10 protein-coding genes are annotated in these 14,237 nt (G+C 71.5%); 3 read left to right on the top strand and 7 right to left on the bottom strand.

The window, feature by feature from the left end:
* Positions 1-15 precede the first annotated feature (15 nt).
* From OV427_RS49260 to OV427_RS49245, 4 genes are all read right to left on the bottom strand, one after another.
* Positions 16-1,302, bottom strand: a complete 1,287-nt coding sequence (locus tag OV427_RS49260; RefSeq protein WP_267863212.1) for a matrixin family metalloprotease — start codon at positions 1,300-1,302, stop codon at positions 16-18.
* A gap of 90 nt (positions 1,303-1,392) precedes the next feature.
* A complete protein-coding gene (locus OV427_RS49255) occupies positions 1,393-2,274 on the bottom strand; it encodes a sigma-70 family RNA polymerase sigma factor (RefSeq protein ID WP_267863211.1) in 882 nt (293 codons plus the stop codon).
* Positions 2,275-2,333: 59 nt separating this feature from the next.
* Positions 2,334-5,447, bottom strand: coding sequence for a serine/threonine-protein kinase (locus OV427_RS49250; RefSeq protein WP_267863210.1), 3,114 nt, complete (start codon positions 5,445-5,447; stop codon positions 2,334-2,336).
* A 305-nt stretch (positions 5,448-5,752) separates the two neighbouring features.
* Entirely contained in the window at positions 5,753-6,658 is a 906-nt protein-coding gene (locus OV427_RS49245) for a LysR family transcriptional regulator (protein ID WP_267863209.1), read from the bottom strand.
* A gap of 176 nt (positions 6,659-6,834) precedes the next feature.
* On the opposite strand from OV427_RS49245, the gene OV427_RS49240 reads away from it, so the two are divergent.
* Both OV427_RS49240 and OV427_RS49235 read left to right on the top strand, forming a co-directional pair.
* The gene (locus OV427_RS49240) at positions 6,835-7,878 is read left to right on the top strand and encodes an NAD(P)-dependent alcohol dehydrogenase (RefSeq protein ID WP_267863208.1); all 1,044 of its coding nucleotides are present in this window, start codon (positions 6,835-6,837) and stop codon (positions 7,876-7,878) included.
* 97 nt (positions 7,879-7,975) lie between these two features.
* The gene (locus OV427_RS49235) at positions 7,976-8,806 is read left to right on the top strand and encodes an ion transporter (RefSeq protein WP_267863207.1); all 831 of its coding nucleotides are present in this window, start codon (positions 7,976-7,978) and stop codon (positions 8,804-8,806) included.
* 55 nt (positions 8,807-8,861) lie between these two features.
* Here OV427_RS49235 and OV427_RS49230 read toward each other — a convergent pair whose 3' ends face one another.
* From OV427_RS49230 to OV427_RS49220, 3 genes are all read right to left on the bottom strand, one after another.
* The gene (locus OV427_RS49230; protein WP_267863206.1) at positions 8,862-9,278 is read right to left on the bottom strand and encodes a hypothetical protein; all 417 of its coding nucleotides are present in this window, start codon (positions 9,276-9,278) and stop codon (positions 8,862-8,864) included.
* Positions 9,279-9,484: 206 nt separating this feature from the next.
* The gene (locus OV427_RS49225) at positions 9,485-12,550 is read right to left on the bottom strand and encodes a serine/threonine-protein kinase (protein WP_267863205.1); all 3,066 of its coding nucleotides are present in this window, start codon (positions 12,548-12,550) and stop codon (positions 9,485-9,487) included.
* Positions 12,547-13,443, bottom strand: a complete 897-nt coding sequence (locus OV427_RS49220) for a transcriptional regulator (protein WP_267863204.1) — start codon at positions 13,441-13,443, stop codon at positions 12,547-12,549. Before OV427_RS49220 ends, OV427_RS49225 begins: the two co-directional genes overlap by 4 nt.
* Positions 13,444-13,687: 244 nt before the next feature.
* Here OV427_RS49220 and OV427_RS49215 point away from each other — a divergent pair, with 244 nt between their 5' ends.
* The gene (locus OV427_RS49215) at positions 13,688-14,155 is read left to right on the top strand and encodes a nucleoside deaminase (protein WP_267863203.1); all 468 of its coding nucleotides are present in this window, start codon (positions 13,688-13,690) and stop codon (positions 14,153-14,155) included.
* Positions 14,156-14,237 lie beyond the last annotated feature (82 nt).

Raw genomic sequence — 14,237 nt, 5'->3', positions numbered from 1 at the left:
GTGCTCGGCCCTCACTCAGTACGGATAGAGCTCCCCTGCGGCCTGCGCGTCGCAGGACGTGGTGGCGGCCGCACACTGGGTGGGGTCCGTGTACATGATGGAGTTGCAGTTCCCGTAGTGGGCGAAGCCGAGGCTGTGCCCGACTTCGTGGATGGCGACGGTCTTCGCGTAGTGCGCGCCCGAGTAGTACGTGTCGTTCAGCTGGATGGTGCTCCGGGTCAGGCAGGTGCCCGACCAACTGTTCCCCGCGTACCCGTACCAGCCGGTGTAGCCGTAGTACGCCTCGTAGACCATGACGTCGGAGGCGCCGCTGGAACGCCAGTAGAGATACAGGCTGTTCGAGACGTTCGTGTACATCCACGCGTTCATCGCGTCACCGACGGGCCAACCCGCGCCCGTGTAGTCCGTAAAGGTGACGTTCGTGGGCTTCCGGCACCACTTGTAGCCGAAGCGGGGAAGCCCGCACCAACTCTGGGCGGTCGGCCCCTCGTGGGGGGCCTGTTCCATCATCGGCATCGGGCGCGCGTCGGGGCTCACGTAGGCGACGGCCCGTGCGCGGGCTTCGACCCTTTCGAGCAACGCGTCGACCGGCTGTCCCACGTGCTCTTCGAGCACGGCGGCGTGACGCGACGAGCTCGCGCCCTGGACGAGGCCGCCCTGCACCAGGACCCGACCTCGCGGGCCGCCCGTCACGGCGTAGATGCCCGCCATGGAGCGCGAGGCCATGGGCTCGGTGCCCCCTTGCGGCGTGAGGAAGAAGACCGCCTGCTCGCCCACCTTCGGCAGCGGGTTGTCCTCCGGCGCGAGCGTGCAGCCGTCGGCGAGCAGGCCGCCGGGGAACATGACGTCCACTGTGGCGCCCCGTGCGAGCGCGCCGCCCGAGGCCGTCTTCAGCCCCTGCGAGGCACGCGCGAGGTCGCCGACCCTCACGGTCGCGATGGTCACCGGAAGGTCGTTGTAGATGCCGCTCGCCTCTCCGGTGGGTTGCCCCTCCAGCTTGGACTTCGCGTAGGCGCGGATGACGTCGAAGCGCGTGGACTCCACCCGGCCGTTGATGATCAACGCCGAATGGTCGGTCAATTCATCGACGGAGTCCTCTTCGAGAATCCAGTCGACCATGAGCGTGTGGTCCGTGCCCTCGGCGTGCGCGTGGGCGGGCACCGGCGTCCCGGGCACCCACGCTGTCACGTGAGCGTCCTCCGGGGTGACGGGGAGCGCTTCATCGCCTCCGGTCTTGGCACACCCCACCACACCCAAGAGCGCCAACGGCACGACCCAGGAACGCGCATATCTCTTCGTCATGATTGTCTCCGAGGGGGAACGCTGCGGTACTTCCCCTTTGACGAGACCTGGGGAATTTCGTCCCACCGGGCCGGCGCGATTTCGAGGCCGTCAGTCCGTCATGAGCTGGCGAAGGCTGACGTCGAGCTGGCTGCACACGAGGCGTAGCATGCTGTCCAGCTCGTCGGGCGTGAGCCCCAGCCGCGTCGTCAGCTCCTCGCGGGTGAGCGCCAGCAGTTGCTCGCGGGCGCGGGCAATCCATCGCGCGACGGTGGAGCGAGGCGCCTGGTAGGTGGCGCCCACCGAGTCCATGGACAGGCCGTGCACATGGTGCAGCCGCAGCAGGTTGCGCTCCCGAGCGTCCAGTCGGCCCAGCGCGGCGCGGAAGGCCACGCGGAAGTCCTCCTGGTGCCGCTCGCGGATGAAGGCCAGCTCGGGGTCCGCGCCCAGCCGCTCCGCCAGCTCCGCCGGGGCCTCCCCCACGGGCTGCTCGCGCGGCGCGGCGCGCTGCTGGTCGATGTGGAGCCGCAGCGCCACCGCCCGTACCCACTGCCCCAGCGGACCGCGCCCGGAATAGGAGGCCAGCTTCGGTGCCGCCCCGTCCACCGGGACGATCAGTCGCTGGCTCAACACCTGTCGCAGCTCGTCCACGAGGGAGGGTGCCTCGCGCGGCAGCCACGACCCCACCTGCGACAGCACGTGCGCGTCGAGCGCTTCGAGCGCGCGCGCGTCTCCCCGCGCACAGGCGAAGGCGAGGAAGAGCTCCCCCGCGCGCAGGTTCGCGAGCACCTCGCCGGCCTCGCCCGCGGAAGGCAGCCGCTCGGCCACGTGCGCCAGGAAGGCCCGCTCGTCCATGTCCACCCGCGGCCACGCCTCGCGTGCCTCGCGCACCAGGCCCGTGAGCGCTTCCTCCAGGCCCGCGTGGGCCCGCAACGCCGGGACGAGCGCCCGCGGCACCCGCGACAGGAAGGACTCGAGCTGCTCGGACGACACGAAGCACCTCCACCGACGAGCGCGCCCTCTCGGGGCAGGAGGGAGACCCGGTTCCCGGCTCAGTGGGCACCGTGCGCGGACAGCCAGGCCCGCACCTCACGCGCCCGGGGCGCGTAGACGGGCGCGCCGCGGGCGTAGGCCTCCTGGGCCTCCCGCGCCAGGGCCAGCGCCTGGGGCCGCTCTCCGCGCGACTGCCAGAGGACGCGGGCGAGCGCGAAGTGTGCCCGGGCCCGCTCGGGCGGAGCCAGCTCCACTCGCGCGGCGAGCGCCACCGCCCGCTCCAGCGGCTCGCGGGCCTCGCGCAATTGGCCGCCCTCCAGCAGCGCCTCGCCCAGCAGTCCGAGCGTCTGTGCCACCCGGGGGTGCTCCGCCCCGAGCGCCTGCTCGCGCATCTCCAGCGCCCGCCGCAGGTGGACGAGCGCCGGACGTACCCTGCCCAGGCGCAGCTCCACGTGCCCCAGGTTGTACAGCGCGCTGGCCACCTTCGGGTGGCTGGGGCCGAGCGTGTCCTCCCACAGCGCGCGCGCCGCCTCGAAGTGGGTGCGCGCCTCCTCCAGGCGGCCCGCGTCCATTGCCACGAAGCCCAGATTGTTGCGCGACAGGGCCACGTCCGGGTGTCGGGGGCCGAGCTGCGCCTCCTGGATGGCGAGCGCCTCGCGGTAGGCCGCCTCTGCCTGCGCGAGCTGTCCCATGTCCGCCCGGGCATTGCCCAGGCTCAGCAGCACGTTGGCCATCCGCTGGCCGCCGCCCCCTGCCTTGCGCAGGCTCGCCAGGGCGCGCTCGTAGTGGGGCAGCGCCTCCGCGAGCTGGCCCTGTCGCGAGAGCGCGTCGCCCAGGTTCACCCGGATCATGCTGGTGCTGGAGTGCTCCGCCCCGAGGAGTCGCTCGCCCAGTGCGAGGGCCTCGCTGTAGCGCGCCACCGCCTCGGCTACCTTGCCCTGCAGCCGCAGTGCGGTGGCCACGTTGTTGAGGTGCGCGGCGCGCAGCGGGTGCTCGAGGCCGTACACCGCCTCCACCAGCGCCTGGGCGCGCGCATGGTGCTGCTCTGCTTCGGCGTAGCGCCCCAGCGCGTTGAGTGCCGAGCCCATGCCGGTGAGCACGTCGGCGAGCGCCACGTCGCGTGGCCCGCGCGCCCGCTCCAGCAAGGCGAGGGACCTGCTGGCGTCGGCGAGCGCCCGCGCGTAGTCGCCCTGACGGTAGCTGAGGCTGCCGCGGACGCGGTGGAGCTCCGCGGCCACCTCCAGGGAGGCCTCGGGCCCCAGCCGCTCCAGGGCCGCCTCCGCCATGCGCGCGGTGCGCTCGGCCTCCTTCACCAGGCCCAGGCCCTCGACTTCCGTGTAGAGGAGGCGGTTCCACGCGTGCGCGGCGGTCTCGTCGTCGTGCCCGGCCTCCGCGACGCGCACCGCCTCCTCCAGCACCTCGCGCGCCGGCGCGAAGCTTCCGGCGGTGCCTCGCAGCTCGCCCAGCAGCAGCAGGGCCCGCGCCAGCGTGGGCCGGTGTCCCAGCTCGCGCAGGGCCGTCACCACCGCCTCCAGCCGGGGCAGGGCACGCGCATGGAACCCGGCCGCGCCTTGCACGCGCAGGCCGTCCAGCTCCTGGCCCAGCGCCGCCAGTCGCTCCCGCGCCTCCGGGGCCCGCGGCAGCGGCTCCACGCGGGCGAGCGCGTCCCGGTCCGCGCACGCGGCCAGGGAGGGGAGTTGCCGCACGGCCTCGGGTGCACGGGTGAGCGCCTCTCGCTCGCCTCCCTCCAGCAGCTCCACCAGGACGCGCAGCGCCCGGCGCCGGCCATCCAGGCACGCGGCGCGCAAGTCCATCAGTTGCTCGGACTGCGCCTGCCGCACGCGCGTGTCCTCGCAGGACTGGCGCTCCTGGGCCACCAGCGCCTGGGCATAGGCGTCCAGCGCCCGCGCGGTGGACTCGAACGCGTCCCCAGGTGCCGGCAGCGCGCCCTGACGGAAGCGCTGCTCCAGTCGGGCCCGGTGCGCCGCGTCCCAGGTGCCCTCCAGCCGGGCCTCCAGGCCGGTGCACGCCCGAGCGGCGTCACCCCGGGCCAGCGCGAAGCCCACGGCGGCGCTGGCCGCCACGCTCGTGGCCAGCGCCGCGGCCACCTGGCGCCAGCGGCGCGCGCGCGGGCCGGACTCGAGCCGGGCCAGCAGTGCGTCCAGTGAGGGGTAGCGCGAGGCCGGCTCCACGGCCAGGCCGCGCAGCACGGCATCGCGCACGGTGCCGGGCACGCGTGAGCCGCGTGGCGGCGGCGTCACCCGTCCCTCGCGCAGGGCCCGGGCGCGCTCCGCCGTCGTACCTCCCGCGAAGGGCCGCTGGCCGAAGAGGGCCTCGTACAGCGTGACGCAGAAACTGAACTGGTCGCTGCGCGCGTCCGCGCGTCCGCCCCGCCACTGCTCCGGGGACATGTACGCGGGGGTTCCCTGCCGCACGCCGGCGAGGGTGTCGCCTTCCTTCGGCGAGGCCTCCGGGGTGGGGCTATCCCCAGTCACTGGCTCAGCGGGGGCTAGGCGCGCGAGGCCGAAGTCGGTGACGCGCACCTGGCCGTCGTCTCCCAGCAGCACGTTGTCCGGCTTGAAGTCGCGGTGCACCAGCCCCACCGCGTGCGCGGCCGCCAGCCCCTGGCCCGCGTGGAGGAAGCGCGCGAGCACCTCGCGCCACGGATGGGGCGCCTCCGCCAGCCAGTGGCGCAGCGTCCGCCCGCGCACCAGCTCCATGGCGAGGAAGACGGTGTCGCCGTCCAGGCCCACGTCATGCACGATGACGACGTTGGGATGGGAGAGCCGTGCCAGCGCCTGGGCCTCGCGCACCAGCCGCCCGCGCGCCTCCGCGTCCGCCACCGCCCCGGGCTTGAGCAGCTTGAGCGCCACCTCCCGGTCCAGGTCCGGGTCATACGCGGCGAAGACCACTCCCATGCCGCCCTCGCCCACGCGGCGCAGCAGCACGTAGCGCCCCACACGCGCTCCAGCGTGCGGAGGCGCGCCCGGCTCGGACGACGCCATGGAGTCCAGGGCCTCTTCGGCCAGGGCGCCCTGTCCCTCGAGTCCCGCCACCACCGTGCAGCACGCCGCGCAGTGGTCCAGGTGGGCCTCCAGCCGGGCCACGGCGTCCGCGGACAGGCGCCCCTGCTCCCACTCCAGCAGCTCGTTCTCGTCAGGACATGGGGTCATGGAAACAGCCCGAAGGCTGCATAGCCCGAGAAACATACGTCAGCGGAATACCCCGCTGAAAAGAGGGGCGTCCGGGACACCGCGTGCCCAGGCGCGGCCAGGTCGCGGAGCCCGCGGGGCGGACCTCGGACCTCGAAGCATGACTGATGGTTGGACGACATTTCCCTCACGCGCGTCGAAACGCGAGGCGATGTCGCGGGCCTGTGTGCATCTCGTAAAGCATCTGTTGCAGTGGGCTCGGTGGAGCGCTGCCATGTGTCTCGCTTTGGGAGGTGCCCCGAAGCCGCTCTGTGGTCGTCTACCCTTCACACCGCCTTCGCGGCCAGCTCCCTGGCGACGTCCACGAAGAGGCGCAGCGCCGGGGAGCGCTGCGCACGGCTGGGGTAGTAGAGGAAGAAGCCGGGAACCGTGGGCGCGTAGGCCTCGAGCACCCGCTGCAGCCGTCCGGTGCGGAGCTTTTCGGCCACCATGGGCTCGAAGACGTACGCCAGCCCCAGGCCCTGCTCCACCAGGGACACCGTCAGTTGGCTGTCGTTGGAGACCACGCCACCGCGCACCGGCACGCGCCAGTTCCTGCGGCCCCGTTCCAGCTCCCACGCGTAGAGCGCCCCGGTGGTCCGCAAGCGGAAGGTGATGCACTCGTGGCGCAGGAGATCCTCGGGGCGCTGGGGCGTCCCGTGGCGCTCGAGGTAGCCGGGCGCGCCCACCACCACGAAGCGGAACGCGTCGGTGAGCCGCACCTGCACCATGTCGCGCTCGATGGACTCGCTCAGCCGCACGCCCGCGTCGTAGCCCTCCGCCACGATGTCCACGAAGCGCTCCTCGATGACGACTTCCACCTCGACCCGAGGGTGCCGCGCGCGGAAGGTGGGGACCACCGGGGTGATGACGTAGGGCACCGCCGCTCGTGGCACCGACAGCCGGACCCTGCCCACCGTCTCACTCGGTTGGGCGGAGACCTCGGTCAGGGCAGCGAGCGCCTGCCCCAATGCCGGGCCCGCGCCCTCCACGAGCCGCCTGCCCGCGTCCGTCAGCGAAACGCTGCGCGTGGTGCGGGTGAGCAGCACCACGCGCGTCTGCCCCTCGAGCTGCCGCACCGCCTGACTGACCGCGGCCGTGGAGACGCCGAGTTCGCGCGCCGCGCCGCTGAAGCTGCGCAGGCGGGCCACGGCGAGGAACACCTGCAGCTGTGAGAAGGGAGCCGTAATCATTTGCGAGAACCGCCTTCGATGGCTTCCGTGTCGCCACCGAGAAGCCGCCACCTCACTGTTAAGCACCGCTTAAGAGCCTATTGCCTCCCCGGCGCGTAGTCAGCCGCCGTGCCGGGGCGTACTTCTCTTCGTGAACGAGACTCAACGGTCCCGAAGCCACGGAGATTTGAAGACACATGCTCACCGTCAATGCCTACGCGGCCGGGTCAGCGACAGCCCCTCTTGGTCCGACGACCATCGAGCGTCGTGACCTCGGCCCGCGCGACGTCCTCATCGAGATCAAGTTCTGCGGCATCTGCCACTCCGACATCCACAACGCTCGCAATGAGTGGGGTTCGGCGAACTACCCCATCGTCCCCGGCCACGAGATTGCCGGCATCGTCGCCAGGGTGGGCTCCGAGGTCACCCGGCACGCCGTCGGCGACCGCGTCGGCGTCGGCTGCCTGGTCGACTCCTGCCGCGAGTGCGCGAACTGTCTCAAGGGTGAGGAGCAGCACTGCCTCAAGGGGTTCACCGGGACCTACGGCGGTGTTGGGAAGGATGGCCAGCGCACCCAGGGCGGCTATTCAACACACATCGTCGTGGCCGAGGACTTCGTCCTCAGGATTCCCGAGGGCATCGCGCTCGACGCCGCCGCGCCGCTGCTGTGCGCCGGCATCACGACGTACGCGCCGCTGCGCCACTGGGGCGCCGGCCCCGGCAAGAAGGTGGCCGTCATCGGTCTTGGCGGGCTCGGGCACATGGCCGTGAAGCTCGCGCACGCGATGGGGGCCGAGGTCACCGTCCTGTCGCAGTCACTGAAGAAGAAGGAGGACGGCCTGCGCCTCGGCGCGGACCACTACTTCGCCACGAGCGATGCGGAGACGTTCAAGAAGCTCGCCGGAACGTTCGACCTCATCGTGAACACGGTGAGCGCGAAGATCGACCTCGACGCCTACCTGTCCCTGCTGGCCCTGGACGGTGCCCTGGTCAACGTGGGCGCACCCCCGGAGCCGCTCTCGGTCAACGTGTTCTCCCTCATCATGACCCGCCGGTCTTTCGCGGGCTCGCTGATCGGCGGCATCCGTCAGACGCAGGAGATGCTGGACTTCTGCGCCAGGCACCACATCGGCTCCGACATCGAGGTCATCCCGGCCGGCAGGATCAACGAGGCCTACGAGCGCGTGCTCGCCTCCGACGTCCGGTACCGGTTCGTGATCGACGCCGCGACCCTGAAGTAGCGAGCGCCCGTCGCCGTGGCGCGGAAGGCTATCGGCGAAATCGCGATGACCGCTTCCTCTCGCTTTTCAATGGCCACCGGGCGCCTAGACTGGCTCCGTGTCCAGTCCCTCCGAGCAGAGCCCGTCCGACGGTGGCCTCCGCCACCGGATGCACACCATCATCTTCGAAGCAGACACTCCGGCCGGGAAGGCGTTCGACATCGCCCTGCTGTGGGCCATCCTCTTCAGCATCGTCGCGGTGATGCTGGAGAGCGTGGCGTCGGTGCGCGACCAGTACGGCCGGGTGCTCCGCGTTGCCGAGTGGTTCTTCACGGCGCTGTTCACCGCCGAGTACGTGCTCCGGCTCATCGCCGTCCAGCGGCCCCTGCGCTACATGCGCAGCTTCTTCGGGCTGGTGGACCTGGTGGCCATCCTCCCCACCTTCCTGAGCGTGCTGGTTCCCGGCGCCCAGTCGCTGCTGGTGGTGCGGGTGGTCCGGCTGCTGCGCGTCTTCCGCGTGCTCAAGCTGGCCCACCTGCTGGGACAGGCGGAAATCCTGCTCACCGCGCTGCGCGCCAGCCGGCCGAAAATCACGGTGTTCCTGGGCACGGTGCTCACCATCGTCGTCGTCATGGGCGCGGTGATGTACGTGGTGGAGGGCGGAGCGAACGGCTTCGACAGCATCCCCCGGGCCATGTACTGGGCCATCGTCACCGTGACGACGGTGGGCTTCGGTGACATCACTCCCAAGACGGTGCTCGGGCAGCTCATCGCCTCGGTGCTGATGGTGATGGGCTACGGCATCATCGCCGTGCCCACCGGCATCGTCTCCGTGGAGCTGGCCGCCGCCACCCGCCATGCGGTCGACTCGCGCGCCTGCCTCGGCTGCGGCGTCCAGGGACATGACCTGGACGCGTCACACTGCAAGTACTGCGGGCACGGCCTGTGACCCGCGGAGATGGCACGGCGACCTGCTCATCCAGGTGCCGTGCCGTGATGCGGCGCTACGCGCCGGTCTCGTAGTTGGCGATGGCGGACAGGATGACCGACTGGCCCGTCTGCAGGTCGGTCACCTGCACGCGCTGGGTGTGGTCCCGGAAGGGGCCAATCGAGCGCGAGCAGATCCAGCCCTCCTGGGTGGTGTACCAGACCCTCGAGCACTTGTTGTCGAGGTACGTGAGCTGGTACCGGCCGGAGGACTGGTCGATGCCGATGACCGAGAACACCGCCGTGGCCTTGGGCTGCCACCAGACGATGGTGGAGCAGTAGTCAGGGGTGGCCACGTCCCACGCCGTCGTGTCGATGTAGCAGGCGGCCCGTGCCGACTCGATTCCCGCGAGCTGTGCCAACTCCGTTTGCGTACCCGTCGCATCCTCGTGAGCCAGGGCCGGAGCCGCGATGGTGGCCAGGACAGCGGACATTCCCCACTTCAAGAATGACTTCATACGAAGCACCTCGTTCCAGTGTGTTGTGGGTCCCTGCCGCCGACGTGAAGCGCGGCAGGCAACCGGTGACACAGATAGAACGAGGCGCTCGGACGATATCGGACGACAGCGCACCACGATTCGACCGTGAGTGCAGGACCCGGCTCAGCGGCAGCGGGGCTGCCCCGTCATGAAGTCGACCGCTACCCTCGACAGTGCCCGAGCTCGGCTCGCGCCTCCGTCGTCTCCTGGGCATAGGCCTTGCGCCAGACGGCCAGCTCCTCCCAGGCGCGCCGCGCCTCCTTGCAGGACTCTTCCACCGCCCCCGTCAGCCGGAGCGCCCGCGCGAGCCGACGACGCACCCTCGGGACGCGCGCGGAGACCACCTGCCGCACCGTGAGCACCTCCAGCGCGGTCCGCAGCGGCGCCAGGGCCTCGGCGGGTTGGCCTCGCGCGAGCTGGACGTCCCCCAGCAGCAGCAGCGCCTCGATGCGCTCGGACGACGAAGGCCCCAGGTCCCGCTCCATGCTCGCGAGCGCCTGCTCCACATGACGCCGGGCCTCGTCTACCTGCCCCAGGAAGAGGAGGGCATCCGCCAGGGAGCGCAGCCCCGCGCCATCCACCTCGCCCTTGTCGGCCAGAGGCCGCTGGAGCGAGACGCCGCGCGAGTGGAAGTCGCGTGCCTCGTCCGGACGCCCCATCAGGCGCAGCAGCCGGCCCACCTCGTGCGCATCCAGCGCCACCTCCGGGTGGGTGGCGCCATAGACACGCGCGTGTTGCGCCAGGAGGCTTCGGGCATGCTCCAGCTCCGGCAAACGCTCGCCCTGTTCGCCCAGCACGCCCAGCCGGTTCGACTTCATCCCCATCAGCACCGGGCTGTCGGCATCCAGGCTCTTGCGCGCCACCGCCCAGCTCCTCTCCGCGGCCTCCCGCGCCTGGGCTCCATGTCCCCACTCGAAGTAGACGAGCGCCAGGTTGGACCAGGTCCGGGCCACCGACAGGTTCTCCTCGCCCAGCGTCCGGCGGAGGATTTCGAGCGCCCGCAGGAGGACGGATTCGGCGCTCGCCAGCTCACCCAGTTGGGCCAGCGTGCCCCCCAGGTTCACCAGGGTTCGTCCCGTGTCCCGGTGCGCCGCGCCGAAGTGCGTCTCATGGACCCGCAGCGCCTCCTCCAGCCAGCGCTTCGCCTCCAGCAGCCGCCCCTGTTGCCTGGCCAGCAGGCCCAGCCGGCCGCTCAGCTCCGCGCGCGCCGACGTCAGGCCCCGCGCGGTGGCGGTCTCCAGCGTCGCACGCAGCAGCGGCTCCGCCTCCGCGAAGCGGCCCTCCTGCTCCAGCAATTCCGCCTGCATCTGGTTCAGCAGGAGGTCCAGATCGGCGTCTCGCAGCGTCTCCGCCACGGCACGGGCGCGCTGGAAGAAGGGCCACGCCTCCTGGGGGCGCCCCAAGCCGTACCCATGCAGCCAGGCCTGGGCAATCAGCACCCGCGCGAGCACGCCCAGGTGCCGCCCCGCTTCGGCCGCCAGCGACGCCTGGGCCAGGGACGCGCGCGCGTCCCCGAAGGCTTCGGTGTCCTCCTGCAATCGCGCGCAGAGGTGATTCGCCTCTGCCTCCAGGGGCCGGTGGCGGGTGGCGAGCGCACGCTCGCGGGCGGGCAGGGCGATTCGCAGCGCCTCGGCGGGATGGCCCGCGAGCATCTCCGCGTTCGCCTTCGCGAGCTCCGCGCGCACCGCGTCCACCTCCGCGCGCGCCTTCGGGTCCTCCGGCGGAGACACGGCCTCCTGCAACGTCCGCACGTCCGCGCATCGGCCCACGCCGCCGAGCGAGGCCCCCAGCCCGAAGCCCCGCTCCACCGTCCGCGCGTCCGCGCCCTGGAGCGCCATCGTCAGCCGTGACAGCTCTCCCAGCCGCTGGTCCAGACACGTCATCCGAAGCCCCAGCGCCGCTTCCGACTGCTCGCCGAAGACGTGAGTCGCCTCGCACGCGGACTGATGCGCACGCGTCCAGTCCTGGGTCCACCGCTCCAGCGTGGAGGCCACGGCCTGGAACGAGGCCACGGCCGCGGGGTCCTTCGTCCTCAGGAAGGCCTGACGCGTGGACTCACGCACGGCCGGGTCCCAGATGCCCGCGAGGTGCCGCTCACTGCCCTGGCAGGCCTCGCTCGGCGTCGCCGATGAAGGCCCCAGCACGAGGAACCCCAGGCCCACCAGTCCTCCCGCGAGCACCGCCGTGACGGCGCTGCGCTTCCAGGCCTCTGTCTCTCGCGAGAGGCGGGCCCGCAGAACCTGCATGGACTCGAAGCGCCGCGACGGGTCCACGGAGAGTCCTCGCCGGACCACGGCCTTGAGCCACGAGGGCACACCGCTCTTCTCGGGGCGCACCTCCTGGCGCACCATGGACGACAGGAGCTCCTCGCGCGTGGCTCCCGCGAAGGGCCGCTGCCCGTTGAGCGCCTCGTAGAGCGCGACGCAGAAGGCGAACTGGTCCGAGCGGGCATCCCCCCGCTCTCCGCGAAGCTGCTCCGGCGCGCAATAGGCGGGAGTCCCCAGGAACGCCCCGGTGAGGGTGAGCGGCGCTTCGCCGGAGACGAAGGCCACGTCCTCCCGAGGAGGCTCCAGCGCCACCGCCGCGTTGGCCAGGCCGAAGTCGGTGATGCGCACCTGCCCGTCGCGCGTCAGCAGGACGTTGTCGGGCTTGAAGTCGCGGTGGATGATGCCCAGCGCGTGGGTGGCCGCGAGCCCATCCGCCGCCTGGATGAAGCGCGCGAGGATTTCCCGGCGCGTGCGCGGCTTCTCCGCCAGCCACCGCCGGAGCGTGCCTCCTTCGACGAGCTCCATCACCAGGAAGAGCTGCCCCTGGAACTCCCCCACGTCGTGCAGTCGGGCGACATGAGGGTGCGACAGCCGGGCCATCGTGCGGGCCTCGCGCTCCAGTCGCTGACGCGCCTGGGCAAGAGAGCCCTCCCCGAGTCTCGCGAGGTTCAGCAGCTTGAGCGCCACCTTGCGGTCCAGCTCTGGGTCATAGGCGGCATGGACGCGCCCCATGCCTCCTTCGCCGAGCAGACCGAGCACCATGTACCGCCCCACGCGCGCGCCGGAGACGAGCAGCCCTGTGTCGACCCGCGGAGGAGGCGTCTCCAGCCCGCCCAGCGCGGCGAGCACGCTCCGGCACTCCGAGCAGCCTGCGACATGCTGGCGCACGGTGGTCGTTCCCTGGGGGTCCAACGCTCCGCTCGCATAGCCCGAGAGCGTGTTCTCGTCGGGGCAGCTCATTCGCGCGCTGCCAGCAGGCCCGAGAGGCTCAGGTCCAGCCGGCCCTGGATGGCGCGCATCAGGCTGTTCACTTCGGGCTCGGGCAGCGACAGGCGTTCGGCGAGCGCGCGCCGCGTCCGCTTCTCCAGCAGCGCCTGCACCGCGGAGAGCCGGCGTGAGAGGGTGGACTTGTGCAGGCCGAACAGGGCGCCCATGCGCTCCAGGGAGAGGCGCTCGACGAAGTGCAGTCGCAGCAACTCCCGGTCCTCGTCATCCAGCGAGGCCACCGCCCGGATGAAGGCCGCGCGCACATGCCCTCGGGCCTCCTCCCGGACGAAGCCCAGCTCCAGCCCTCCCGGCGCGGGGTGCGCGGCGAGCACCTCGGCGTCGACTTGCGATTCTTCTCCCTGGGCCTTGCGCATCCGCAGCGCGAGCCGCGTGGCGGAGATGCTCACCCAGTGCAGCAGCGGGCCCACGCCCGCGTAGCCGAGCAGCCGTGAGGGTGTTTCCGCGCGAGGCATCAAGAGGTTGGCCCGGAGCACCTGCAGCACCTCGTCCGCGAACACCGGCGAGGGATGGATGCGAGACAGGGGAACGCGCAGCTTGAGGAGGACCTCCTGCTCCAGGAGCGCACGGGCCGCCGGCAGCCCCTGTGCGCAGGAGAGCGCGAGCGCGAGGTCCCGGGCATGCAGTCGCTCCAGCGCGAGCATCGGGTCCACCGCCCGCGAAAGCAGGGCCCCGAGGTGTCGCGCGAAGGCCCCCGGCTCGGGCGCGGCGTCGTGGAGGGCCGCGGCCTGGGAGAGGGCTCGCTCCACGGCCTCTCTGGCTCCCGGAGTCTCACGGAGGCGGGCGGAGGACAGCTCGCCGGCGGACTGCAACACCCTCTCGAAGGACTCGGAATCAGCCCCATGCATCCCAAGCACTCCTGACATCAAGCCCCTGATTCAACGGGGCCGGGGCCACGTGTATTCACGGCACCAAGTATAGGGCGGATAGGGGCCAGAGGCGGGTGGGGGGCTGGTGCAGACGTGCCGAGGAGGAGTGTTGACGGGACCCACGTGCTCCGCACGTGGCAGGGCGCTCCGGGAGGGATGACTCCACGACAGGAGCGAAACAAACTTCTTTCGCCCCATCCGGTCCGGAGGCATGGAGGCATTCATGTCATCGCCCAAGGACCATCTCCTCGAAGCGATTGGGCTCGCGCGCGACAACGTCCGCCATGGCGGGCGGCCTTTCGGCGCCGTCGTCGTCAAGGACGGCCAGGTCATCGCGCGCGGCGTCAACGAGACGCAGGCCACCCACGACCCGACCGCCCACGCGGAGCTCCTCGCGCTCCGCGCCGCGGGCCAGGCGCTGGGCACGCCACGTCTCGACGGCTGCGCCGTGTATGCGAGCGGTCAGCCCTGCCCGATGTGCTTCGCGGCCATGCGGATGGCAGGCATCGAGCAGGTCGCGTTTGCCTACTCGAACGCGGACGGCGAGCCCTACGGACTGTCGACCGCCGCCATCCATGCCGAGCTGGCAAGGCCGCCCGCGGAGCAGCGCCTGAAGCCCGTCCACATGCCGGTCCAGTCCGGGGGCGCGGTGGAGCTCTATGAGCTCTGGCGTGCAGCCACGAAGAAGTAGCCGTCCACATGCCTCCGGAGCTCCAACCGTCGAAATAGCGGTGGTGAGCTCCGCCAAGAACAACGGGCCACCCACCTGCGTG

It is taken from the genome of Pyxidicoccus sp. MSG2 (genome assembly GCF_026626705.1).
Classification (GTDB): Bacteria; Myxococcota; Myxococcia; order Myxococcales; family Myxococcaceae; genus Myxococcus.
Note: the sequence above shows the minus strand (reverse complement) of the source record. Positions and strands in the feature narration are given on the sequence as shown.